This window comes from Ochrobactrum teleogrylli (assembly GCF_037482325.1).
In the GTDB taxonomy this organism is placed as follows: Bacteria; Pseudomonadota; Alphaproteobacteria; order Rhizobiales; family Rhizobiaceae; genus Brucella; species Brucella teleogrylli.
The window spans coordinates 1,004,550-1,029,193 of sequence record NZ_JBBHKQ010000002.1 but is presented as its reverse complement, the minus strand read 5'-3'; the positions used below and the strand labels follow the sequence as shown (position 1 = coordinate 1,029,193).

The following is a 24,644-nucleotide window of genomic DNA, read 5'->3' as shown; positions in this document are numbered from 1 at the left end:
CCATGAGCGCGCTTCCGACCCGTACCAGCAAACCGCCGAAGCCGCTGTGGATCAAGCATTCGCTGATGATCGCGCCGTTGATCGTGCTTCTGCTGGCCTTCCTCGTCTATCCCGTCGGCAAGCTGCTGTCGCTGAGCTTTATCGGTCGCGACGGATTCTCGCTCGCCGCCTATCAGCAGCTTTTCGCCTCCAGTCTTTATCTCAACGTCCTGTGGATCACGCTGAAGATTTCGCTGGCGACGACCGCGCTTGCGGTCGTGCTGGGCTATCCCGTGGCCTATCTCATCTCCACCGCAGGCCCGAAAGCCAAGAGCTGGCTGATCTTCCTTGTGCTCCTGTCCTTCTGGACCAGCTTTCTGGTGCGCGCCTTCGCCTGGGTGGTGATTCTCGGACGTAACGGTGCCATCAATCAGTTCCTGCTGGCCATTGGCGTCATCGACCGTCCGGCCAACCTGATCTACAGCCTCGGCGCGGTTCTGGTCGGCATGGTGCATGCCATGCTGCCGCTTGCCGTGATGACCATGCTGTCGGTCATGGAAAATATCGACCGCAACCTGCCGCGCGCCGCCTCCACGCTGGGCGCGCGTCCGGGTTCAGCCTTCTGGACGGTCTATTTTCCGCTATCCATGCCCGGTGTGGCGGCTGCCGCCATCATGGTCTTCGTCACCTCCATCGGCTTTTTCATCGTGCCTGCGCTTCTGGGCGGTCGCTTTGAAACCATGATCACCCAGCTCATCATCGATCAGGTACAGCAGACACTGAACTGGGGTCTGGCCGGAGCGATTTCCGTGCTGCTTCTCGTGGTCGTGCTGGCGGTCTTCGTCATCTATGACCGGATTTTCGGCTTCGAAAGCCTGACCGGCGAAACCTCGGCAATCAATGTGAACCGCGACACCGCCGCACGTCGCGCCGGTGCAAAGTTTCTCGCCATCATTGGCGATATCAGCGACAGACTGATCGCGCTCTTTCCCGGCAGCCGCAAAAGCTCCGATGCCGAAACCTCGCCCAAGTTGCTGAGCGGCTTCGTCTGGGCTCTGCTCATCATGATCAGCCTTCCAGCCATCATGATGATCCCGATCTCGTTCAGCGCCGCTGGACTGAACTGGCCGCCGTCCGGCTTCACCATGCAATGTTATGAGCAGATGTGGAACACGCCCGTCTGGTCGCAGGCCCTGTGGCGTTCGCTGGTCGTGGCATTGGGCGCTGGCATCCTGTCGATGCTGATCGGCATTCCCGCTGCCTTCCTGCTGGCCCGCGCCAATATTCGCGGCAAGGCAGCAATCCTCGCCTTCGTGCTGTCGCCCATCGTCGCACCGCGCATCATCATCGCTGTCGGCCTGTTCTATGTCTTCGCAGAACTCGGGCTGGTCGGCACATCTCTCGGCCTCATCATCGGTCATACGGTGGTGTGTGTACCTTACGTGGTCATGACCATGGTGGCGGTGCTGCGCAACTACGATACGCGTCTTGATCTCGCTGCCCAGAGCCTCGGCGCCAGCCCGGTGAAGAGCCTTGCCTATGTCACCTTCCCGATGCTGGCGGCAGGCATGTTCTCGGCCTTCCTCTTCGCCTTCGCGACCTCCTTCGACGAACTGACCATCGCGCTGTTCTCGTCGGGCGGCCTGAACTCAACCCTGCCGAAGCAGTTCTGGGACGAAGTGACCCTTCAGGTCTCGCCGGTCATCGCTGCGGTATCGACGTGCCTCCTCGTCTTTATCTCAGTGCTGATCTTCGTGGCCGACCGCCTGCGCCAGCGCAGCATGTCCCGCTGAACCAATTATTGAATTCGCATGAAAGGACTACCCATGATCAACTCTTCCAGTCTTCGCGGCATTTTCCCTGCGCTCGTCACCCCGGTTCAAAGCGACGACACGATCGACCTGAAGGCGACCGATGCGCTGTTCGCCTGGCTGAAGCAGCAGGGCGTGGACGGTGTCGTTCCGCTTGGCGGAACGGGTGAATATGGCGCTTTGGCTCGCCGCGAGCGCAACCGCTTTGTCGAGCTTTCGGCCAAGGCGATGGAAGGAAAGGGCCCTGTCGTCGCCGGTGTGCTCGATCCCGGCTATCACGACGCCATCGCTTCGGCGAAGGACTTTGCAGCGGCTGGCGCAGACGCTCTGCTGGTGATCACGCCTTACTACACCAACCCCACGCAGGCTGGCATCCGGGACTATTTCCTTCGTTATGCGGACGAATCTCCCTTGCCGATCCTGCTCTATGAAATCCCGTATCGCACGCGCATCGCAATCGATCCGGAAGTTATTCACGAGCTGTCGCGTCACGAGCGCATCATCGGCATGAAGGCATGCAACACCGACATGTACCACTATCTGCGCGTGGTAGCGGGCATCGATGCAGCATCTTTCGCCGTACTCAGCGGAGAAGACCACCTGTTCCCGCTGCATGTTGCAGCTGGTGCAACGGGCGGCATCGTCGTGACCGCAAACCTTCTGCCGCGCGTCTGGCGCAAGATGTTTGATCTCGCCGCAGAGGGCAAGACCGCTGATGCGCTGGCGCTGCATCGCGACATGATCCCGTTGATGAATCTGGCCTTTGCGGAAACCAATCCGGGACCGATGAAGTCGGTGATGGATCTGATCGATGTCAACGCCCCCACCATGCTTGCACCACTGCGCCAGCCGAAGCCGGAATTGAGCGAAGCGCTGAAGAAGGAATATGCACGTCTTCTGGACAAGTACGAAAGATCGCCTGTCGATCTTGCTTCTTGAGCCTTTAGTTAGGCAAATACAAAGTTGAGGTCGGGTTCGCGATCCGACCTTTCGAGCGCAGGGCTTTGCGGTCCTGCGCTTTTGCAGCACATGGAAAATGAAAGAGCCGATATGTCGATGCAGGCGGATACAGGGAAAAAGTCGGGGGAAACGGGCCGCGAGGAAGCCGATCCCAAGCGCTCATCCCTTTTCGTCGGATCGACCGAAAAGACATTTCAGATTCTGCAGGTCTTCGACGGGCCGCAACGGCAGTTGCCGCTTTCGGAAATCGCAAAGCTGGCGGGGCTGGATCGCAGCGCCGCGCAACGTCTGGTCCATACGTTGGAGACGCTTGGATTTCTGCGCCGCGTCCACAATACCCGCAACTACGCCCTGACCTCCAAGGTTCTACAGTTCGCCTATAACTATCTTTCCGCCCATGAAGTCCTCCATAAGGCAGCCCCCTATCTGTTGGAGATCAGCCGCACGGTCGGCGAAACCGCCAACCTTCAGGAACTGGATGGGACCGAAATTGTCTATGTCGGACGCTTTCCGGGTCAGCATCTCGTCAATGTCGATATCATGGTCGGCAGTCGCCTGCCGGCGCTTTTCACGGCATCGGGCACGGTCATTCTGTCCCACCGTTCGCCGGAAGAACAGGAAGACGTCTTCGAACGCTCTGTACTGAAGTCGCTGACGCCCTATACGGTGACGGACACAGGCCGCTTGAAAGCCCGCATTCAGGAGGCGGCTGAGAAGGGTTATGCGATCGTCGCCAACGAAACAGTTCTCGGCGATATTTCGGTTGCCGCAGCCGTCACCGACGAACGTGGTCGCGCTGTCGCTGCTGTCAACATCGCCGCACCGACCACACGCTGGTCACTCGAACGCGTCGAAGCCGAATTGGCGCATCATGTTCAAGTCGCGGCCACGTCGATCTCCATGTCGAAGTTTATTCGTTAGGACAAGACGCGTCGGCTCAACCGCCTCACGCATTGGAGGCTCATCCTCCGTTATGGAATGTCGCGTCTTTCCGTCTGACATGGATTGAATTTGCCTATCGATTAACAATATTGCTCAAAATACCGGCAAAAAGAAATAGCTTGACGGAATTGCGCTAAATTCAGTAATTTCTCAGTCAAATTGTTACTTGGCATTTGGGCCCTTCTCGGAATCTGAAAATTCCGGAGGGGTTTTTTTGTTTGGCTTTCTGCATGTCTCAAAACAACAAAATTGACATCCCTGTCGGCGTCTTGTTTTCGCACTCCGGTCCTTATCAAAAGCTGGGTTACGAGGGCTATTGCGGAGCTATGGCGGCGATCAAGGCCGTCAATGATCGTGCGCTTCCGTTCAATCTCGTGCCGCGCATCGCCGACCCAAGTGGTAACCCTGACCGTTATGCGCCGCTGAGCGAAGAACTGATCTCGCAAAAGGGTGTTAAACACATCATCGGCTGCACCACATCCTGGAGCCGCAAGGAAGTCATTCCCGTTGTCGAAAAGCGCGATACACTGCTCTGGTATCCGTGCGTCTATGAGGGATTTGAGGCCAGCGACCGCGTCGTTTATGCGGCGGCCTGCGCCAATCAGCATCTTGTACCGCTGATCGACTTCATCGTTCCCCGCTTCGGCAATCGCGCCATATTGCTCGGTTCAAACTATATCTGGGGTTGGGAAACCAATCGCCTCGCCCGCGAAATGCTGAATGCCGCGGGTGGCGAGGTTCTCGGAGAGCGCGCCATTGCAATCGGCGACACGGATATCAACCATCTCATCCGCGAAATCGAAAGCAAGAAGCCCGACTTCATCCTCAACAATCTGATCGGTGAATCGTCCTACACGTTCCTGCGCGCCTATGCAGAACTGGGCCGCAAAAACCGCGATTTCCGCACCGATGTCAGGCCGGTTCTGAGCTGCAATCTCTATGAAAGCGAGCTGGAGCATGTCGGCGATGCCGCCGCGGGCAATTATAGCGTAAGCTGCTATTTCCGCACGCTGCCGGGCGAAACCAATCGCGCCTTTCTGGAAGCCGTCAGAAGCAACGGCTTTGACGGTAGCCTATCGGCCATCTTCGCCCAGGCCTATTCCAGCGTCCTGATGATCGCCGCCGGTATTGAGCGGGCTGGCACCGACGATGTCGAAAAAGTGCTTGCCGCCGTCCAGACGCACCCCACCAGCACGCCGCTTGGCGATGTGCTGGTCGAGCCGCGAACAAACCATATCGCCCTGCCCGCGCATATCGGACGGGCCAGACAAGATTGCAGCTTTGAAATCGTGCATGAGGCCGAGGTCGCCATTCAACCGGACCCGTTCATGGCGCGAACGCATCTGCAAACATCCGTCAATCCCGGCCACCAGCCCGGCTTTCTGAGGCTCGTCAAATGACTATGACAGACCCGGCCTTCACCGTCGCCAGTTGGGGCGCATTCGAAAACTGGACCGCGCTGATCGTTCATCGCCGCCACACCAATGTCGATGCGATTGTGCAGCAGTTGCGCCGCATCGGCGTGGACGCTGTGGAATGCTGGCCGGACCTGCCTGAGCACGCCGACATCTCCCGGTTCAACGTCGTCTTTTTCGATGTCGATATGGGATATGACGAGCAGTTTCCGTGGCCGCCGCAACAGGCGCCTGTGCCCACCGTCGCCCTGATCGGCTCGGAAGCGCCGGGCCGGATCGGCTGGGCGCTCAATCAGGGTGCCGATGCGCAGCTTTTGAAGCCAATCGGCAATGCGGGCGTCTATAGCGCGCTGGTCATCGCCATGCATAATTTCCAGCGTCGCCATGCGCTGGCAACCGAAATTGGCGAACTGCGCGAAAGCCTTGCCGGGCGCGAAGCCATTGCGCAGGCCACGGCAATCCTAATGTTAGCAGACAATATCTCCGCCAGACAGGCCTATCAGAAACTGCGCCTTGCCGCGATGGCGGAGCGCGTCAGTGTCGAGGCCTTTGCCCGGCGCTTTCTGAACGAAAAGCAGACAGGGAACGATCGTGAGCGCGCTTGACACTCTTCCGGTCGGCCAGAAAAAAGCCGAACGCGGCGTTCTTGGCCGCATCATCCGCCGACCGCTGGCCGCTTTCGGCCTTGTCGTCATCGTCGTCACTGTCGCCGCCGCCATTTTCGCGCCCTGGATCGTCCCCTTCGATCCGAACGAACAGTTCTTCGACGGGCTGACGCTGGAAGGCGCGCCGCTCGCGCCCAATCTGAAATTCTGGTTCGGCACCGACCTCGTCGGGCGCGATCTTTTCTCCCGCCTGATCTATGGTGCGCAGACATCGCTGATCATCGGCGTCGTGGCCAACGGCATTGCCGTGCTCATCGGTTCGACTGTCGGCATTTGCGCCGGGTATTTCCGTGGCTGGGTAGAAACCGTGCTGATGCGCTTTACCGATCTGATGATGGCCTTCCCCGCTTTGCTGCTGGCCATTGTGCTTGCGGCAATCTTCAAGCCGAGCCTCTGGATCGTCGCAATGGTGATCGCCATGGTCAACTGGGTTCAGATTGCGCGCGTGCTCTACACGGAAACCCGGTCTCTCTCCGAACGAGATTTCATCGAGGCCGAGCGTGCCATGGGTGCGGGCGCGCCCCGCATCATCCTGAAGCACATCCTGCCGCATCTCTTTTCCACGATGATCGTCTGGGCAACGCTCGGTATCGCCACCACCGTTCTACTGGAGGCGACCCTGTCCTTCCTCGGCATTGGCGTGCAGCCGCCGACGGCCTCCTGGGGCAATATCATCTTCGAAAACCAGACCTATTTCACGAGTGCACCCTGGCTCGTCTTCATTCCGGGCGTGGCAATCCTGTTGCTGGCGCTGGCCTTCAACCTCGTCGGTGATGCCTTGCGCGATGTGCTCGACCCAACACAGCAGGGACATCACTGATGCTCGCCTATATTGCCCGCCGCCTCATCCAGACGGTGATGATCCTGATCGGCATCAGCTTCGTAACCTTCATCCTGCTTTATCTGGTGCCCGCCGATCCGGCGCGCCAGATTGCCGGTCGCAGCGCCACCGCACAGACGGTCGAAAATATTCGCGAGCAGCTTGGCCTCAACCTGCCCTTCTATGAGCAATATCTGCGTTATTTGAGGGGCCTCGTTCAAGGCGATCTCGGACGCTCCTATCTGCAGAAAACCGAAGTGGCATCGCTGATCTGGTCGCGTCTGCCCGCAAGCCTGCTGCTGATGGCCGGAGCCATCTTCTCGGAACTCGCCATCGGTCTCACGATGGGCGTCATTGCCGCTACCCGGCGCGGCAGCCGCACCGACAATGCCCTAATGATCTTTTCCTTCGTCGGCGTTTCAGCACCGCAATTCGTCATCGGCATTCTGATGCTCTACGTGTTTGCGGTTAAGCTCGGCTGGTTCCCGATTGGCGGCTACGGAACGTTCATGCATCTCGTCCTGCCTTCGCTGACGCTCGGCCTTCTGGGCGCAGGCTGGTATTCGCGCATGATGCGTTCCTCGCTGCTCGACGTTCTTCGTCAGGATTATATCCGCACTGCCCGCGCCAAGGGGCTGGCACGCTGGAAAATCCTGCTGCGTCACGCCATGCCCAACGCCATACTGCCGATCATCGCGATGATCGGCATCGACATCGGCCTGTTCATGTCGGGCATTGTCGTCGTTGAAAGCGTGTTCGGCTGGCCCGGCATCGGCCAGCTTGCCTGGCAGGCAATCCAACGCGTGGATATTCCCATCATCATGGGCGTCACGATTGTCTCCGCTTTCGCCATCGTTCTCGGCAATCTCATCGCCGACCTCATCACTCCACTGATCGATCCGCGCATCAAGCTGCGGTGAAACCAAAAGACTCCAGAGAAAGGGACACCGATGAAAAAGACTTTTCTATCCGGCATATCGGCGCTGGCGCTTGGCCTCGCCATCTCGTTCGGCGCGCAAGCCGCCGACATCAAGCAGGGTGGCTCGATGATCGTCACCTATAAGGACGACGTTTCGACGCTCGACCCCGCCATAGGCTATGACTGGCAGAACTGGTCGATGATCAAGTCGCTGTTCGACGGTCTAATGGACTACGAGCCGGGCACCACCAATCTGCGCAAGGAAATCGCGGAAGATTACACAATCTCCGACGACGGCAAGACCTTCACCTTCAAATTGCGGAAGGGCGTGAAGTTCCACAATGGTCGCGAACTGAACGCCGATGACGTCAAATATTCCATCGAACGCGTCGTCAACCCGAAGACCCAGAGCCCCGGCGCTGGTTTCTTCGGCTCCATCGTCGGTTTTGAAGATGCATCCGCAGGCAAAGCGGAGACGCTCTCCGGCATCACCGTTGTCGATCCTTACACGATCAAGTTCGAACTGAGTCGCCCGGACGCGACCTTCCTGCATGTGCTGGCGCTGAATTTCGCCCACGTCGTGCCCAAGGAAGAAGTCGAGAAATACGGTGCAGATTTCGGCAAGCATCCGGTTGGTTCCGGCGCGTTCAAGATGACCGAATGGACGCTCGGCCAGCGCATCGTCTTCGAACGTTTCAAGGATTATTACAATCCGTCGCTGCCGAAGCTCGACCAGATTACCTTTGAAGTCGGTCAGGAGCCGGTCGTTGCCCTTCTGCGTTTGCAGAACGGCGAAGTCGACATTCCGGGTGATGGCATTCCGCCTGCGAAATTCATCGAAGTTACCAAAGATCCTAAGTTCAAGGACCTGATTATTCAGGGCGGCCAGTTGCACACCGGCTACGTGACCATGAACGTCAAGATCAAGCCTTTCGACAATGTGAAGGTGCGTCAGGCCGTCAACATGGCCATCAACAAGGACCGCATCGTCCGTATCATCAACGGTCGCGCCGTTCCGGCCAATCAGCCGCTGCCGCCATCTATGCCGGGCTATGCCAAGGACTATAAGGGCTATCCTTACGATCCTGAAAAGGCAAAGGCGCTGCTTGCCGAAGCCGGTGTGGGCGATGGTTTCGAAACTGAACTGTTCGTCGCCAATACCGATCCGCAGCCGCGCATTGCGCAGGCCATCCAGCAGGATCTGGCCGCCATCGGCATCAAGGCCTCGATCAAGTCTCTGGCGCAGGCCAATGTCATCGCGGCTGGCGGCGAGCCCGAAGGCGCACCGATGATCTGGTCCGGCGGCATGGGCTGGATTGCCGACTTCCCCGATCCGTCCAACTTCTACGGCCCGATCCTGGGTTGCAGCGGCGCGGTACAGGGCGGCTGGAACTGGTCATGGTACTGCAATGCAGAGCTGGACAAGAAGGCGCAGGAAGCCGACGCCATCGTCGACCCGGCCCGCAAGCAAGAGCGCGAAGCCATGTGGCGCGATATCTATCTGAAGATCATGGACGACGCGCCGTGGGCGCCGATCTTCAACGAGGAGCGCTTCTCGGTTCGCTCTGAACGTCTGGGCGGCCCCGACGCGATCTTCGTCGACCCTGTCCACATTCCGGTCAATTACGACGAGGTTTATGCAAAAGATGTGCAATAATTGCCAATATACCATTCATGGTCGGCATCATCATTTCGGCTGGGACAACTCGTTCCAGCCGGTTGAAACGGTCGCGCCCGGCTCGACCCTGAAATTCGAATGTCTGGACAGCGGTGCAGGCCACTATCATCGCGGCAGCACGGTCGCCGATGTGTCGACGATGGACTTTTCCAAGGTCAATCCCGTTACCGGCCCCATCTTCGTCGATGGCGCCAAGCCGGGCGATGTCCTGAAAATCACCATTCACCAGTTTGAGCCTTCGGGCTTCGGCTGGACCGCAAATATTCCAGGCTTCGGTCTTCTTGCTGATGACTTCAAGGAGCCGGCACTAGCATTGTGGAACTACAATCCCACAACGCTGGAGCCAGCACTTTTCGGAGAGCATGCGCGCGTTCCGCTGAAACCGTTCGCCGGAACCATCGGCGTTGCACCGGCGGAAAAGGGCCTGCATTCGGTTGTGCCGCCGCGTCGCGTCGGCGGCAATCTCGACATTCGCGATCTCGCAGCCGGAACCACGCTTTATCTGCCGATCGAAGTCGAAGGCGCTTTGTTCTCCATTGGTGACACCCATGCGGCACAGGGCGACGGCGAAGTTTGCGGCACCGCCATCGAAAGCGCGATGAATGTCGCTCTGACGCTGGATCTCATCAAGGATACGCCACTGAAGATGCCCCGGTTCACCACGCCGGGGCCAGTGACACGGCACCTCGATACCAAGGGTTACGAAGTCACCACCGGTATCGGGTCCGATCTGTGGGAAGGCGCGAAAGCCGCCCTCTCCAACATGATCGACCTTCTTTGCCAGACGCAGAACCTTAACCCGGTGGATGCCTATATGCTCTGCTCGGCTTGCGGTGATCTGCGCATCAGCGAAATCGTCGATCAGCCGAACTGGGTCGTGTCGTTCTACTTCCCGCGTTCCGTTTTCGAATAAGGCATGAGGGGGCGGTCCCCGCCGCCCTCTTCCATCACTCAGCGAGCACAATCATGAACACGCCTTCTCCGCTTCTGCAGGTAAGAGATCTGGTGACGCAGGTTGCGACACCTGACGGTGCACGCACTGTCGTCGACCGGCTTTCCTTCGATCTGCAATCCGGGAAGACCTTGTGCATTGCCGGCGAAAGTGGTTCCGGCAAATCCATGACCGTGCTCTCGCTGATGCAGCTTTTGCCAAAGTCCTTGGCGCGCGTGACCGGTGGCACCGCCATGATGAACGGTCGCGACATTCTCAAGCTCAACGAAAACCAGATGCGTAGTGTGCGCGGGCGTCATATCGGGATGATCTTTCAGGAACCCATGACCTCGCTGAACCCGGTTCTGACCGTGGGGCTACAACTGGCGGAAGCCGTCGCCAATGAAGCTGGCCCGAAAGGCAGCCTGTCGGGTACCGCGCTGAAACAGCGTTGCAAGGACTTGCTCGATCAGGTGCAGATTTCCGATTCCAGTCGTCGTTTGCTGCAATATCCATATGAACTTTCCGGCGGCATGCGTCAGCGCGTCATGATCGCCATGGCGCTTGCCCAGAAGCCTGAAATTCTCATCGCCGACGAGCCGACGACCGCGCTCGACGTGACTGTCCAGTCGCAGATACTTGCGCTCATTCGCAAGCTGCAGGCAGAGAACGGCATCTCGGTCATTCTTATCACCCATGATATGGGCGTCGTCGCAGAAATGGCAGACCATGTTCTTGTGATGAACAAGGGCAGGCAAGTGGAGCAAGGCCCGCTTCGCGATGTCTTCCATCACCCTCGTGACGAATATACGCAGCGATTGCTCGCAGCCGTACCGCGGCTGGGCGAAATGACTGGCACCGATAAGCCGAAGCGCGCGCCAGCTGAACCAAAGGCCGAGCCAGCGCCCGCTCCATCCAGCCCTATTCTCGAAGTCGAGAATCTGGTTGTTCGCTTCGACATAAAGGGCGGTATCTTGCAGCGCCCTGTTCGGCGCGTTCATGCTGTGGAGGGCGTATCCTTTACTGTCAATCGCGGTGAAACGCTGTCACTGGTCGGTGAATCGGGCTGCGGCAAGTCCACGACGGGTAAGGCCCTGCTCAATCTGGTGCCATGGAGCGGTGATATCCGCATTGACGGCAAGAGCACAAAGGGCCTGAGCCGCACGGCGATGCGGCCAGTGCTTCGCGACATTCAAATGATCTTTCAGGATCCCTATGCTTCTCTTGATCCGCGCATGCGGGTTGGCGACCTTGTGGGTGAGCCGCTGACGATCCATGGTCTGGCATCCGGCAGTGAGCTGAAAGACCGGGTCGAATATCTCTTTCGTCGCGTCGGCATGTCTGCCGACCAGATGAAGCGCTATCCGCACGAATTCTCCGGCGGCCAACGGCAGCGCATCTGCATCGCGCGCGCTTTGTCGCTTTCACCGAAGCTGATCGTTGCGGACGAAAGTGTTGCGGCTCTGGACGTCTCCATTCAAGCGCAGGTTTTAGACCTTCTGCAGGATATCCAGAACGAGACAGGCGTGTCCTATCTTTTCATCAGCCACGACATGGCGGTTGTCGAGCAGATCAGCCACCGTGTGGCGGTGATGTATGCAGGTCGCTTTGTGGAAACCGGGACACGCTCGCAGGTGTTTGAGCATCCCGCCCATGACTATACGCGTCGGCTGATGTCGGCGGTTCCCGTAGCTGATCCAGATCGTGAGCGTCGATTGTTTGTCGCCAATGAGGGCGAGCTTCCAAGTCCCGTCAAGTCGCTCGATTATGTAGCACCACATCTTGATTGCGTGGAGCTAGGCGGCGAACACTTCGTTTGGCGGGAAGCTGTGGCCTGATGCTGGGAGCGCCCACCCATGACATTGCTTTGGGCACTGGCTTTTAGTTGAAGCGGTCAATCAGCTCTGAAATTGACCCCAATCCCAGCTGCCCCATAGCATTGATCAATTCGGCACGCAGCAATTCAGCCATCTGTTCCGGCCCCCTGGCAACACCGGCCGCAGCGACGGCGTAAAGAAAAGGACGGCCAATAAAAACGAAATCGGCTCCGCGATCGAGTGCAGAAATGATATCGGTCCCTGAGCGGATACCGCCATCCATTAGCACCGGGATCTGTCGTCCCACGGCTGCGCGAATTTCCGGCAACGCAGCTAATGGCGCCGGTGCCGCTTCGAACTGCCGTCCTCCATGGCTGGAAACAATCAGTGCATCCGCCCCTGTGTCGACAATTCTTCGGGCGTCGGACGGATTCAACACACCTTTGACGATGAATGTTCCTTTCCAGCGTCGCCGCAGGTCGCCCAGAATTGTCCAGTCGAGCCTGCCCGAAGTCTGGCGGGCCATCAATCGCGCCAGCGATGTGCCGGACTGCGACCCCGATGCATAGTTCGCAAAATTAGCAACTTTCGGTGACCCCGCACGCAACGTGGCAAGACACCAGGCTGGGTGGGTCGCAAAGCTGAAAATGCTTCCAAGACTGGGACGCAAGGGCAATGTAAAACCATTCGCCAAATCCCTCAGCCTTCTGCCGGGAGCCGGTATATCAACCGTGACGACAAGTTTTTTGATACCGGCAGATTCCGCACGATCAATCAGATTGTCCACGATAGACTGATCTTCGCCCACATAGAGCTGGAACCAGGCATCCGGGTTAACCTTGGTGATATCTTCCATGGTTGTCGATGCCGCCGTCGAAAGTACGTATGGAATGCCAAGCCGATAGGCAGTCGCTGCCAAGGCTATATCCGTTTTTGGCCACACAAGATCGGCAAGCCCTATCGGTGGAATACCAAAAGGCAAAGACTGTTCCGTACCAAAAAGGCGGCAGCTCGTGTCGAATTCAGTATGACCCCGCAGAACACGCGGCACGAGTTCCAAGGCATTGAATGCAGCTTCGGCCCGACGCAACGCATTCTCGCGCCCGGCACCGCCATCGATAAAATCGAACGCTATGCGAGGCAGGCGCCGTTGAGCCGCCTGACGTGTGTGTGAAACGCCGATCAAACCCATGGCGCGTCCTCAAACTTCTTCTACGAGTGACGGTCGGCGGCGGCGCCACAAAGCGATGAGTGCAGGAATGGCAATCATCGCAATCCCGGCGGTCATAACACTCCCGACGAGCCAATTTGAAAAGAAGACTGAAAGCGACCCTTGGGAGATCATCAAGGACTGACGAAAGGCATCCTCTGCTTTCTGACCGAGCACCATGGCGAGCACAAACGGAGCGATGGGGTAGTCCAGCTTCTTGAAGAGATAACCTACCACGCCGAATATCGCCAGCAACACCATATCGAATGATGCGCTCGCCACCGTATAGGCACCAATCAAACATACAAACATGATCAGCGGTGCCACGATGGCAAAACGGACCCGTAGAATGACAGCAAAGAAGGGAACCGTTGCCAGGGCGAAGATGACACCAATGACATTGCCGAGATACATCGAGGCAATCAAACCCCAGACGAAATCCGTATTCTGGACAAATAGCATCGGACCGGGATTGAGCCCCCAGATCAAAAGGCCTCCCATCATGACGGCAGCGGTTGCAGAACCTGGAATTCCAAGTGCCAGCATCGGCAATATCGCCGAAGAACCGGCGGCATGATCGGCGGTTTCCGGCGCGATGATACCTTCTGGAATACCGGTTCCGAATTTCTTTTTGCCGGAGCGTTGCGCGACACCATAGCTCATGAAGGAAGCCGCCGTTGGCCCTCCCGGTGTTATTCCCATCCAACAGCCAATGGCGAGGGAACGCAGATATGTTGCCCAATATCGCGGCAGCGTTGCAATCGTTTTGAAAACGCGACGGATTTCAAGCTTTGATTTCACGGAATCGAATTTCAGGTCTTCCTCCATCGTCAGCAAAAGCTCTCCGATGCCGAAGAGGCCTATCACGGCAACGAGGAAGCTGATCCCGCGCAGCAGTTCAGAAAAGCCATAGGTCAACCGCACTTCACCTGAAACGGTATCCATTCCGACCGATGTGAGTGCAAAACCAAGCGCAATTACTGCAGCGCTCTTCAGCATCGACCCGGAACCGAACCCGATAAAGCAGGAAAAAGCGAGAAAATAGACGGCGAAATATTCCGCCGGTGAAAAGCTGAGCGCGAAGGAAGCAATCCAGCTCGATAAAACCGTGATCAGCGCCACCCCGCACAACGCACCGATACCTGCGGAGGAAAATGCATAGGTCAATGCTTCGGTAGTCTCACCGCGCTTGGCCATGGGATGACCATCGAATGTGGTTGCCACCGAAGATGGTTCGCCAGGGATGTTGAACAGGATCGATGTGGTCGATCCACCAAAGAGTGCGCCCCAGTACATACTGGTTAGCAGGATGATGGCCGAGACGGGCTCCATCGAGAATGTCAAAGGCAACAAAAGCGTCACGCCATTGGGCGCACCCAACCCCGGCAAAACGCCGACGAGAAGCCCCATCATGACGCCTGCAATCATGAGGAATATATGATAGCCGCTAATAGCGATCGAAAAGCCGTGCAGAAGATTTTCGAGGTTTTCCATTATTTCCACCTCACAATCCGAGAAGAGGTTCGATCGGCCCCTTCAATAGCGGGATACGAAACCAGAACTCAAACATCACATAGAAAAGACCAACTGCGAGAAGAGCGATCAAAAGCGCATTCAAAGTCGAAGCCTTGGCTTGAAACCGGATAGTCAAAAACAGATAGATCAGGCCCGCGCAGTAGATGCCCAGAAGATAACTGGCAACGACCAGTCCTATGATGGGCAGGAAGAACGACAGGACATCGCGCGCGCCATCGAGTGTCAGAAAAACTCTGGCTCTATAACGCTCACGTTCGAGATAGCTCGAAATCGCGATCCCCATACCGGCGAGCCCTATTGCCCATCCAAGATAGAATGGTACATAGCCTGAGTCCGGGCCGCTGGATGTCCAGCCATAACCCAGACCGGCGGCACCGTAAGCAACGAGTACGCCTATAGCGACGAGCAGTGCTGCCACAAACATTTCGGCAGCAAAGCGCGTTAGCAATACCTTCCTGGTATCGTCCATATCGGTCTCTCCCATTTCCAGTAGACAGCGCGGCTTGAACGCGGCCGCACAAAGCTTGCCCTATTTGACAAGCCAACCTTCACGCTCAAACACCGCTCTGGCTCTCGCACTATCTTGATCGACATAAGTCTGAAGTTCAGACCCCTGTAAAAACAGATCGCCCTGCATGGTTTTCTGCAGATAGGCTTGCCATTCCGGCTTCTCGCGCACTTTCGACAGAAGATCGCGAAAATAGGCCTGTTGCTCGTTGGTTAATTTCGCTGCGGAAAAGATCGTTCGCGGAATCTCGTAGGATTGTATTTTGCTGCCCTGACTTGCACAGGTTGGAATATCTCCAAAGCCCTGCCCGTCATACACTTTGTTCGTGTCCTCAAGCTTGGCGTCTGCAAAAACGCAGATTGGCCTCACCGCACCACCAGCCCACTGTCCCACATTTTCCGACGGGTTATTGGTATTGATGTCGACATGCCCGCCGGCCAGCTGTACAGCGGCTTCACTTCCACTCTTGAAAGGAATGTAAATGAAATTGCCGCCTGCCTCTGCCGCAATCATGCGCACGAGAATCTCATCACCGTCTTTGGACTGGGTGCCACCAGACTTCAAAGGTGCCGAATTATCTTTAGCGGCGTTCGCCACATCCTGATAGGTCATGTAGGCGCTATCTTTGTTGGCCCAGAGCAGGAAAACATCTCTGGCCATGCTGGCGACTGGTGTCAGATCGTCCATCGAATAGCCGACCCTCGCCTTCATTGGCAGCAGCCACGCATTATTGTTTCCGAACAAGAGCTTATAAGGATCCTTGCCGCCGGTGACACCATACATGAAGGCTTCGCTTCCAGCACCGGCTGGCTTATTCGTCACGACGACATCCACATCCGCCAAATCATACTTCTGAATTATAGACTGGATTGTGCGCGCAAACAGATCGGTCCCACCGCCCGGCCCCGCACCTGCCACGAATTCAAGATCCTGTGTCGGTTTCCATTCCGCCTGTGCGATGTCCGAAAACGACATAGCCGCGATCAATGCCAAAAATGCAGTCGAATAACGCATTCCATCCTCCCAGTGGTTTGCTTTCCATCAGTATTCCTGCTCATCCCAACAGATGAAGCAGAGGTACAATCATCCTTTTCCACGTCCCATCGACGTCGGCATTTTCAACAGTTCCGCCTTGCGTTCAGGCGACATCGAAAAGCCCAGACCCGGAGTTTCCGGCAGAGCAATCTCGCCTTCTCCCAGAGCCGTCAGTCCTTCAAAGACCCCTTTGCACAGTTCAACCGAGACGAGGTGCCATTCAACCAGACCGCCATTGGCCATGGCTGCGTGCAAATGCATATTGTGAAAAGGAAATGCCCCACCATTGTCGATTGTGGTGTTAAAGGCCTGCGCCATGCCCGCGATCTTGGCACCCATCGTATAGCCGCCACCGATACAGACATTCGGCTGCAACACATCAACAGCCTGATGCATGAGTAGATCGCGATACCGAAACAGTTGCCCCTCGTTCTGGCCAGCAGCTACCGGAATTCTAATCTTGCGGCGAAGGTCCGCCAGACTTCCAACATCGTTTCCACGCAGGGGCTCCTCGAAGAACCGAATATCGCAATCGGCAATCCGTTCTGCCAGAAGTTGCGCGTGAAATTTGTCCAAACTGCAATTGGCATCAATGAAGAGGTCGACATCGTCACCAACCGCCAGGCGCACTGCGCGAATTCTGGCCTCATCTTCGCGAATGACCGCATCAAGCGAACGACCACTATCACGACGCGCCAGCGCATGATGGCCAACGACCATTTTCAACCGTTTCTGCCCCTGGCGGGAGAGGTGAGCTGCCGCTTCCGCGAGTTCCTCCCGATCAAGCGCGGCGAAACCAAACGTTACATAGGTTTCGACCTTGCTGCGCGCACCACCCAACAGACGCCAAACCGGCATCTGCAGTTTCTTTCCCGCTATATCCCACAGTGCAATGTCGATTGCGGAGGCGACGTGACTTGCATAACCGGTTTGCCCACGAGGGCTGAGCAACCAATAAAGGCGTTCTGCCACGGCCTCACGCGACATTACAGGCATGCCGACAAGATTGGGTGCAACAAGGCTGTTGACGGCAGCGCTCACCACCTCTTCATCGGTAATCGCCGTAAAACCGTGTCCAATGGCACCGTCGGCGGTTTCAATCTCAACCACCACGGCAGACAATTCAGTCGAGCGATGAATTGCACCGATTTTCAACTCGCACGGCAGAAAGACCGGGATAGCCTCTACCCGCGCAATTGTATCGCCTGCTAAATCGCTTCTAACCAGCATATTCATGGCTTCCTCCCAAGTGCCGAGCAGTCATAATGCTCGACAACCATTCACGGCTTGACGTTGACCTCTACCAGCGCCAGCCCCTTGTTCGCTGACGCATGGGTGACAGCAGCCTCCAAAGCCGCCGGCAAATCTTCCGCTCGTTTAACGTGCTGTGCAAAAGCGCGACTGGCTTGTGCGACCATCGCAAAATCGGGTGTCGGTCCCAGCGAGGTCAGAGGCATGATGTTGGCCTGCGCTGCATAGCCTTCCGGGTAAAGGTCGGCGACCGACTGCCGCACCGCACCCCACTCGGAATTGTTTACCACCACAACCACGATCGAAAGACCCAGGGCTTCTGCAATCTGATGACAGACCACAGGGTTGGCGAACATGTAGGAGCCATCGCCCATGGTCGCGACGACCAGTCGGTCAGCTTTTGCCAGTTTCATGCCCAGAGCGGCTGGAAACGACCAGCCCAAACCACCAGAATGCGGTTCCTGAAACCAGCTTCCATGCCTGTTCAATGTCAGCGGCTCCAACGGGCAACCGAGCTCCGACAGAACCGACGCTTCGTGGTTTTGTACAGCTCGCGAAAGGCAGAGACTGACATAATCCTTGGTTATACCGGAGTCCTGCCCGGTCTCAGCCTTGGAAATCACCTTTTCGCGTCGCGTGCGACAACGGCCCTGTGCGTCTTCGCGGCGGGTTTGGATATAATGGCCGCTTTCGACGCCCAACTCCTCCAAGGCCTTTTCCAACGCAACAAGAAATGCACCAACCTCGCTGGTAATGGTCCGATCCGAAGGAAAATTCCGATATGGGAACCTTTCGTAGAGCGGATCCGCGCCGACCTGAAAAATCCGGCAATCTGCTTTCGGTTCATGGATTGCAGGAGACCACGGCGCCAGACAATCCAAGACGACGATCAGATCAGCATCGTTGATCCATGGCGCGATTTCCGCACCGGTCGAAAAAGGATGATCAGTCGCAAGTGCAAGCTGCACTGCCCAATACTGGCTGACGGGGATAGCCCAGTTTCGGGCTATGCGATCAAGGGCAGCAAAACCCTGTTCTGTCCCAGCACCTTTTTGCGCCACGAATAGCGGCCGCCGCGCATCCCGGATGGCTTGCGCCAGCTCAGCCACGCCATCAAAATCGAGCGCAGAAACAGACGACGCCACTCGACTGGGCGCGGTCAGGCCTTCATAGTCAACAACCTCGCACAACACTTCGCGCGGAACACTGACGTAAACCGGACCTCTCGGTGTGGAATTTGCAATGGCAAATGCCCGATCAACGACATCTGGTATCTGCTCCGGAAAGCGGAGTTCATAGTCCCATTTGGAAGCTTCACGGACCAGCGCATGCTGATCGCGCATCTCCTGCCCCCAACCGATGGGCGCTGTTCGGGCACCGAACCGACCCTTTTCAAGCGTTGGCGTTCGCCCCGACAACAGCAGCATGGGGATTTGTTCCGCCGCGGCGTTGATGGCGCCCATGGCGCAATTTGCAAGGCCAACATTGGTGTGCGCCATCACCGCTTGAGGGCGGCCTGATGCGAGATAGTACCCATGCGCCATTGCGACAGCGGCTGACTCGTGGGGAATAACAAGCGCCTCCGGCAAAGCTATTCCATTCGCCTTGGCTTCAGCCAGCCCCTCAATGATCGGGGGAAAGTCAGTACCGGAATTGGCAAAAATATAATCCACGCCAACAGCTTTCAAACGCGCAAGGAGCGCACCTCCCGCGGTCATGGAATGGCTAGTCTGGGGACGAACATCCACGCGTTTTCCTCCTCCCGAGAATTTGCGTCTTGTTCTGCTTCTCGCAGATATTTCTATATGTGAAATTTATATTGCAATTAATGATAGGTATGTTACGCTTCGTTTGTCAACACGCTTCGGAATTTTGCGGATATCGCGTTCTGTAGGGAGAAAAATGCGTCATGAGCCAGGCCAATGGATCGGTTATTAAGGCCTTCCAGATATTGGACTTATTCGACGATCAGCTGCTCCAGATTGGATCAAGCGATGTCGTATCGCGCCTGGGGTTGAATACGATAACAGCGCATCGTTTTCTGAAAACCCTCGAAGCTGCGGGCGCGCTCGTGGCGGTTTCGCGTGGACATTATCGACTGGGCTACAAACTGGCCGAACTGGGAAAACGCGCCGCCGGAGCAGACAATTTGCGCAGCGCCTTGCAGCCTGTGCTCGACCAACTGACGAAGGACGTTGGCGAAGCAACACTTGCGTCCAGTTTTGACGGTGAAAGCGCGATTTGTATCGCCCGTGCCTTGCCGGATCGGCCGATGTTCGTATCGATACAGCTTGGCAGTCATCTTGAAGCCTATGCCAGCGCGCATGGTAAATTGTGGCTCGCCCATTTAAGTGAAACCGCGCTTGATGCCTATCTTGAGCGCGTTGAGCTCAAGGCGATCAATGAGGGCTTTGTGCCAAACCGGTCGGGGCTCATCGCCGAACTGCACGAAATTCGAGAGTCCGGCCTTGCCTTTAATCGGGGTGAACGGGAGCCCGATGTCTATGCGCTGGCTGTGCCAGTCCTTAACCCCTCCGGCAAAATGATCTGCGGCCTTTCAGTCTTCAGTTCAAAAAGCCGGATGGAACCGCTGATCGCCAATGATCTCGCAGCCAAACTCCGGGCTGCCGCAAAGAAAGTGCAGATCGCCTTCTACGGAACGGCAACCCACGCCAGTTGAACACACCTCAATTCCAAAAATGGGAGGATTAGATGAATATTGGACTGCTGATAGATGGCCAGGATGTTCCGGCACTGGGCAGCGCGACCTTTACCCGTATTGACCCCGTCACCGGAGAAGAGGCCACTGTAGCGCCCGCCGCCCGGCAGCCTGATGTCGACAGGGCCGTCAAGTCATCGGCAACTGCCTTCGCAGCATGGTCCGAAGTCGGCCCGAGCGAGCGCCGCACCATCCTGCTCAAAGCGGCGGATCTTCTCGAAGCCCGGATCGGCGAATTCACCGCCTGCGGCATCGCTGAAACCGGGGCGACTGCCCCGTGGATCGGATTCAACGTCGGGTTGGCTGCCAAAATCCTGCGCGAAGTCGCCGCCGCAACAACTCAGATCAAGGGCGAGATCATTCCATCCGATAAGCCTGGAACCCTTTCCATGGCCGTACGCGAACCGGTTGGCGTCATGGTTGGAATGGCGCCATGGAATGCCCCTGTCATTTTGGCGGTACGCGCCTTTGCGATGCCCATTGCCTGTGGCAATACGGTTGTTCTCAAATCGTCCGAGATGTGCCCGCGCCTGCATCGCATGCTGGGCGACGTAATGATTGAAGCGGGTCTGCCAAAAGGTGTTCTCAATATTGTCAGCCACAGCGCTGATGACGCACCGGAAGTTGTCAACGCGCTTGTATCGCATCCTCTCGTTAAGCGGATCAACTTCACCGGCTCCACACGGGTGGGGAAAATCATCGCACTTGAAGCTGCCAAACACCTCAAGCCTGTGCTTCTGGAACTGGGAGGCAAGGCGCCATTGGTCGTACTGGATGATGCCGATCTTGATGGTGCCGTCAACGCGGCGATTTTCGGTGCCTTCATGAATCAGGGGCAAATCTGCATGTCCACCGAACGCATCATTGTCGATGAAAAAATCGCCGATGAATTCGTGACCAGGTTTACGGCACGGGCTTCAGCATTGCCAAGCGGCAATCCACGCGAGAAAGTCGCTCTGGGCGCTGTCGTCGCGCAAGGCACAGTTGATCGGGTGCTCGAACTGGTTGCCGATGCCAAAGAATCCGGTGCCACAATCACAACTGGGGGCACGGCAAGCGGAACAATCATGCCAGCCACGATTGCCGACAGGGTTACACCCGCAATGCGTCTGTTTCGCGAGGAGTCATTCGGACCGGTCGTCTGCGTGGTGCGCGCCCGCGATGACAATCATGCCGTCGAGCTTGCAAATGACACGGAGTATGGTCTGTCCTCTGCCGTATTCAGCCAGAATATCGACCGCGCGCTCAAGGTTGCGCGTAAAATTGATGCCGGCATTTGCCATATCAATGGGCCGACGGTGGGAGATGAACCACAAATGCCTTTCGGCGGCGTCAAAGACAGCGGCTATGGTAGATTTGGCGGGTCCGCAGGCATAGACAGTTTTACCAATCTTCGATGGATCACAATCGAAGACCCCAAGCAGCATTATCCATTCTAGCATCAGCTCCATCAAACCGGAGCCATATCAGACCCGATATGGCTCCGGCCAGCATCTCAAGAGGTCCCTACATCACAGCCAGCAACATTGTTCGCCAAAGGCGTCCTACCTCTCAATCTAACCCAGGAGTGGTATCACGATGACCAAATTGACCCGACGCAATGTGAATACTCTTATCGGTACACTTATAGCCGGTGGCATAGCACCGAACAGCGCCTACACACGGAATTACGGTAGTGGCGGCACAAGACTGGCGATGACCAATATACGCATGCTGATAGGCCAGGAGATGTCTGGCCCCGGCGCGATCCTGATTGAGAATGGAACTATTTCAGCGGTCCTTAACGAAACGGACAATACGGCAGCAGCTTTGCAGAATGCGCAGATTGTCGATTATCAAGGACGATATCTGATCCCCGCATTCACCAGCAACCACGCCCATGTCGGGCTTATCAAGGGCACGACGGGCGGACGACATAATTTCACACCGGAAAACGCTTATGCAGCGTTACGCCAGTTTCAGGCTTACGGTATCGGCACGGTGGTTTCGCTGGGCTTGACCCCCACGCCCGAGCCCAAAACCCGCGAAAACATGCGCAATAACCCGCAATACGGTGCGTCCTTCATGACAGCAGGTGCGGGAATATTTGCCCCTGACGGTCTGTCACCACGTCCGCAGATACCGGAAGAAGCGCGTCAGGTCGTTCGCCAAATGGCGCAGCAACCGATAGATATCATCAAGCTATGGATCGACACATTCGGACCTATCCAACCGATGAGCGAGGATTGTTTTCGCGCAGCAATCGATGAAGCACACCAACTGGGTTTCGCTGTCGCCGCCCATGTCTACACACTCCACCACGCCAAAAAGCTGGTCGCTGCGGGTGCTGATATTCTAGCCCACGGTGTTCGCGACGTTGAGATCGATCAGGAGTTTATCGATGCTCTTCGCGAGAAGGGTACGTGGTATATTCCAACGGTGCACATGGACGAAGCAACTTATATTTTCGCCGACCAGCCTTCGCTACTGGAAAACCCCTTCCTGCAATCGGCTTTAAGCCCTGAACTGAAAGACCAGTTTTCCAGCGCAGAATGGCGCGAAAAGACAGCTACCAGCGAACGGGCACAAAAAGCGCGACGAGATGTGGAAATGAACCTCCGCAATTTGTCAAAATTGATAGAGGCTGGCGGTGTAAAATTCGGCTTTGGTGCGGATGCAGGTGCATTTCCAGAACGTATACCTGGCTTCGCCGAACATCGCGAGTTGGAACATCTGGTCAATGCAGGACTCTCGCCCGTTCAGGCAATCGGCGTAGCAACCGAGCAGGCCGCGGCGCTGCTGAAATTGACCGACAGGGGCAAGATTGCCGAAGGACAGCGGGCCGATCTGATCGTCCTTGATGCCAACCCGCTGGATGACATCACCAATACGCGAAAAATTCATGCCGTCTGGCAACAGGGCGAGCTGGTTTCCCTCGGCACTCCGTAATCGGCGGACTGTGTCGCATTCAACCGCCGCCAGATCGGTCTCATAGCCTCGTCTATATCGTTAAAAAGGGCATAGCGCCGGGCGTAATGCCCTTCCAGCGACGCGTCCGGAAGGTAATGCCGCTCGGCCTTGACCATGGCGGCTGCACCTTCGCTGAAATCGGCAAAAAGCCCGACACCGGTTCCGGCGGCAATCGCCGCTCCGAGCGCACCAGTTTCACGCGAACGGCTGACGGATACAGGAAGGCCGAGTATGTCCGCGAATATCTGAGGCCATATCAGGCTGCGAGCCCCACCGCCTGAAAGCACGGCTTCGTTGAACACGGCACCCGCTCTGCGAATCCTCTCGACATGCTGGCGATGACCGAAAGCGACACCTTCGAGAAGCGCCCGAACAAGATGTCCTTTGGTGTGCCAACCCGCGATACCGTAGAAACCAGCGCGAGCGTGACCATCTTGCTGGGCACCATAGAGGTAGGGATGATAAAGCGGATCGTCCGCTGCTGGCGTGATCGCTCCGGCCAAGGCACAGCACGCATCGAAGGGTGAACCACCGTCCGCATTCTCACCTTCGAAGAACTCCTTGACCAGCCATTCCAGATTGGCGGCCGAGGTCGCGCTGTTCTCCATCGCCATGTAGCGGGTACGATCAAATGTCGAGGACATGAATACCGGTTCATTGAGGTCCGGTCCGTCGATAATAACCTGATTGATGCTCCAGGTGCCTGCAATGATTGAGGCGCTACCGGTGCGCGAGACGCCTGAGCCGAGCGCCGAAGCGACAACGTCGAATAGCCCCCCAACCACCGGCGTTCCCGCAGCGAGCCCCGTCTGCGCCGCAACTTCTTGCGTGACAGTACCCGCGATATCAGCGCTTTCGATCAGCGGAGGAAGGAGGTCGATACAATCTTCAAGGCCATAGGCTGCCATCAAGGTCTTGTCATAGCGGCGCGTCGCCAGATTGAGCAGACCCGCGCCGGACATGTCCGAAACCTCGCTGACGCGTTGGCCGGTCAGGCGATTGACGACGAAATCCTTCGAGAAGAACACCGTGCCGATGTTGCTGAACAACTCCGGCCGGTTTCGTTTCAACCATGCAAGCAAGGTCGGCGTCTGCGATGGCCAGGGGCGCTGGCGCGCGATCGGCTGGGTGCGCTCGCCCACACCCCGAGCGGCCCATTGCTCGACCAGCCCGGTCGCACGCGTATCGATCGACTGGATGCCGATGAGCGGCGCGCCATCCCGGTCCAGCGCATAAAGTCCGTTGCCATGGCCTGCGCAACCGATTGCGATAATTTCAGCCGGCGATATCCCTGCACGCTCGATACAGCTACGGATCACGTGCCGTGCGTTCGTCCATAGCTCATCCAGACCACGCTCTACATGGCCTGGGCATGGCATGCGGCTGCGTCCCTCCTCGGAAGCAGCCGCAATTTCATTACCTGTTCGGTCGAAGATCACCGCCTTGATAACGGTGTTTCCAGCGTCGAGCCCTAAAAGATATTCTCCCATACAGAACCC

Annotated in this window: 20 protein-coding genes; 13 read left to right on the top strand and 7 right to left on the bottom strand. The window is 57.0% G+C overall.

The genetic code is table 11. The features are described from left to right. Positions 1-2: 2 nt before the first annotated feature. The 10 genes from WIX40_RS22260 (at position 3) to WIX40_RS22215 (ending at position 11,958) form a co-directional block, all read left to right on the top strand. Positions 3-1,772 carry an ABC transporter permease subunit gene (locus tag WIX40_RS22260; RefSeq protein ID WP_339442264.1) on the top strand — a complete coding sequence of 590 codons (1,770 nt, stop codon included), beginning with the start codon at positions 3-5 and terminating at the stop codon, positions 1,770-1,772. A 33-nt stretch (positions 1,773-1,805) separates the two neighbouring features. Further along, positions 1,806-2,729 (top strand): 4-hydroxy-tetrahydrodipicolinate synthase, encoded by a 924-nt coding sequence (gene dapA, locus WIX40_RS22255; protein WP_339442263.1) that lies wholly within the window; start codon positions 1,806-1,808, stop codon positions 2,727-2,729. A 90-nt stretch (positions 2,730-2,819) separates the two neighbouring features. Continuing rightward, on the top strand, positions 2,820-3,671 hold the full coding sequence (locus WIX40_RS22250; RefSeq protein WP_339442261.1) for an IclR family transcriptional regulator: 852 nt from the start codon (positions 2,820-2,822) through the stop codon (positions 3,669-3,671). 251 nt (positions 3,672-3,922) lie between these two features. Further along, positions 3,923-5,092, top strand: a complete 1,170-nt coding sequence (locus tag WIX40_RS22245) for a transporter substrate-binding domain-containing protein (RefSeq protein ID WP_339442259.1) — start codon at positions 3,923-3,925, stop codon at positions 5,090-5,092. Between the two features lie 2 nt (positions 5,093-5,094). Beyond that, the gene (locus WIX40_RS22240) at positions 5,095-5,712 is read left to right on the top strand and encodes an ANTAR domain-containing response regulator (protein ID WP_371834171.1); all 618 of its coding nucleotides are present in this window, start codon (positions 5,095-5,097) and stop codon (positions 5,710-5,712) included. A gap of 49 nt (positions 5,713-5,761) precedes the next feature. Next, positions 5,762-6,592, top strand: a complete 831-nt coding sequence (locus tag WIX40_RS22235) for an ABC transporter permease (RefSeq protein WP_371834170.1) — start codon at positions 5,762-5,764, stop codon at positions 6,590-6,592. Then, positions 6,592-7,512, top strand: a complete 921-nt coding sequence (locus tag WIX40_RS22230; RefSeq protein ID WP_339442255.1) for an ABC transporter permease — start codon at positions 6,592-6,594, stop codon at positions 7,510-7,512. The genes WIX40_RS22235 and WIX40_RS22230 overlap by 1 nt, the downstream gene beginning before the upstream one ends. A gap of 30 nt (positions 7,513-7,542) precedes the next feature. Continuing rightward, the gene (locus WIX40_RS22225; RefSeq protein ID WP_339442253.1) at positions 7,543-9,168 is read left to right on the top strand and encodes an ABC transporter substrate-binding protein; all 1,626 of its coding nucleotides are present in this window, start codon (positions 7,543-7,545) and stop codon (positions 9,166-9,168) included. Further along, positions 9,158-10,102, top strand: coding sequence for an acetamidase/formamidase family protein (locus WIX40_RS22220; protein WP_339442406.1), 945 nt, complete (start codon positions 9,158-9,160; stop codon positions 10,100-10,102). Before WIX40_RS22225 ends, WIX40_RS22220 begins: the two co-directional genes overlap by 11 nt. Before the next feature lie 53 nt (positions 10,103-10,155). Then, positions 10,156-11,958, top strand: coding sequence for an ABC transporter ATP-binding protein (locus tag WIX40_RS22215; RefSeq protein WP_339442251.1), 1,803 nt, complete (start codon positions 10,156-10,158; stop codon positions 11,956-11,958). Between the two features lie 43 nt (positions 11,959-12,001). Here WIX40_RS22215 and WIX40_RS22210 read toward each other — a convergent pair whose 3' ends face one another. The 6 genes from WIX40_RS22210 to WIX40_RS22185 all read right to left on the bottom strand — a co-directional run bounded on the left by WIX40_RS22210 (position 12,002) and on the right by WIX40_RS22185 (position 19,225). Beyond that, positions 12,002-13,129 carry an alpha-hydroxy acid oxidase gene (locus tag WIX40_RS22210; protein ID WP_339442249.1) on the bottom strand — a complete coding sequence of 376 codons (1,128 nt, stop codon included), beginning with the start codon at positions 13,127-13,129 and terminating at the stop codon, positions 12,002-12,004. Positions 13,130-13,138: 9 nt separating this feature from the next. Beyond that, on the bottom strand, positions 13,139-14,641 hold the full coding sequence (locus WIX40_RS22205; RefSeq protein ID WP_140025951.1) for a tripartite tricarboxylate transporter permease: 1,503 nt from the start codon (positions 14,639-14,641) through the stop codon (positions 13,139-13,141). A 10-nt stretch (positions 14,642-14,651) separates the two neighbouring features. Beyond that, complete coding sequence (locus WIX40_RS22200; protein ID WP_339442247.1) at positions 14,652-15,152, bottom strand: tripartite tricarboxylate transporter TctB family protein; 501 nt, start codon at positions 15,150-15,152, stop codon at positions 14,652-14,654. A gap of 60 nt (positions 15,153-15,212) precedes the next feature. After that, positions 15,213-16,205 carry a tripartite tricarboxylate transporter substrate binding protein gene (locus WIX40_RS22195; RefSeq protein WP_339442245.1) on the bottom strand — a complete coding sequence of 331 codons (993 nt, stop codon included), beginning with the start codon at positions 16,203-16,205 and terminating at the stop codon, positions 15,213-15,215. 69 nt (positions 16,206-16,274) lie between these two features. After that, positions 16,275-17,462 (bottom strand): mandelate racemase/muconate lactonizing enzyme family protein, encoded by a 1,188-nt coding sequence (locus WIX40_RS22190; RefSeq protein ID WP_339442243.1) that lies wholly within the window; start codon positions 17,460-17,462, stop codon positions 16,275-16,277. A 44-nt stretch (positions 17,463-17,506) separates the two neighbouring features. Next, positions 17,507-19,225 (bottom strand): thiamine pyrophosphate-requiring protein, encoded by a 1,719-nt coding sequence (locus tag WIX40_RS22185; RefSeq protein ID WP_339442241.1) that lies wholly within the window; start codon positions 19,223-19,225, stop codon positions 17,507-17,509. Positions 19,226-19,386: 161 nt separating this feature from the next. Between WIX40_RS22185 and WIX40_RS22180 the strand changes: the two genes are divergently transcribed. The 3 genes from WIX40_RS22180 to WIX40_RS22170 all read left to right on the top strand — a co-directional run bounded on the left by WIX40_RS22180 (position 19,387) and on the right by WIX40_RS22170 (position 23,124). Then, positions 19,387-20,157: an IclR family transcriptional regulator gene (locus tag WIX40_RS22180; RefSeq protein WP_339442239.1), complete on the top strand. Its 771-nt coding sequence runs from the start codon at positions 19,387-19,389 to the stop codon at positions 20,155-20,157. A gap of 32 nt (positions 20,158-20,189) precedes the next feature. After that, positions 20,190-21,635: an aldehyde dehydrogenase gene (locus tag WIX40_RS22175; protein WP_339442238.1), complete on the top strand. Its 1,446-nt coding sequence runs from the start codon at positions 20,190-20,192 to the stop codon at positions 21,633-21,635. Between the two features lie 139 nt (positions 21,636-21,774). Next, positions 21,775-23,124, top strand: a complete 1,350-nt coding sequence (locus tag WIX40_RS22170; protein ID WP_339442236.1) for an amidohydrolase family protein — start codon at positions 21,775-21,777, stop codon at positions 23,122-23,124. Here WIX40_RS22170 and WIX40_RS22165 read toward each other — a convergent pair. Beyond that, positions 23,076-24,635 carry an FGGY-family carbohydrate kinase gene (locus WIX40_RS22165; RefSeq protein WP_109366264.1) on the bottom strand — a complete coding sequence of 520 codons (1,560 nt, stop codon included), beginning with the start codon at positions 24,633-24,635 and terminating at the stop codon, positions 23,076-23,078. The two genes, WIX40_RS22170 and WIX40_RS22165, sit on opposite strands and share 49 nt — an antisense overlap. Between the last annotated feature and the right edge of the window lie 9 nt (positions 24,636-24,644).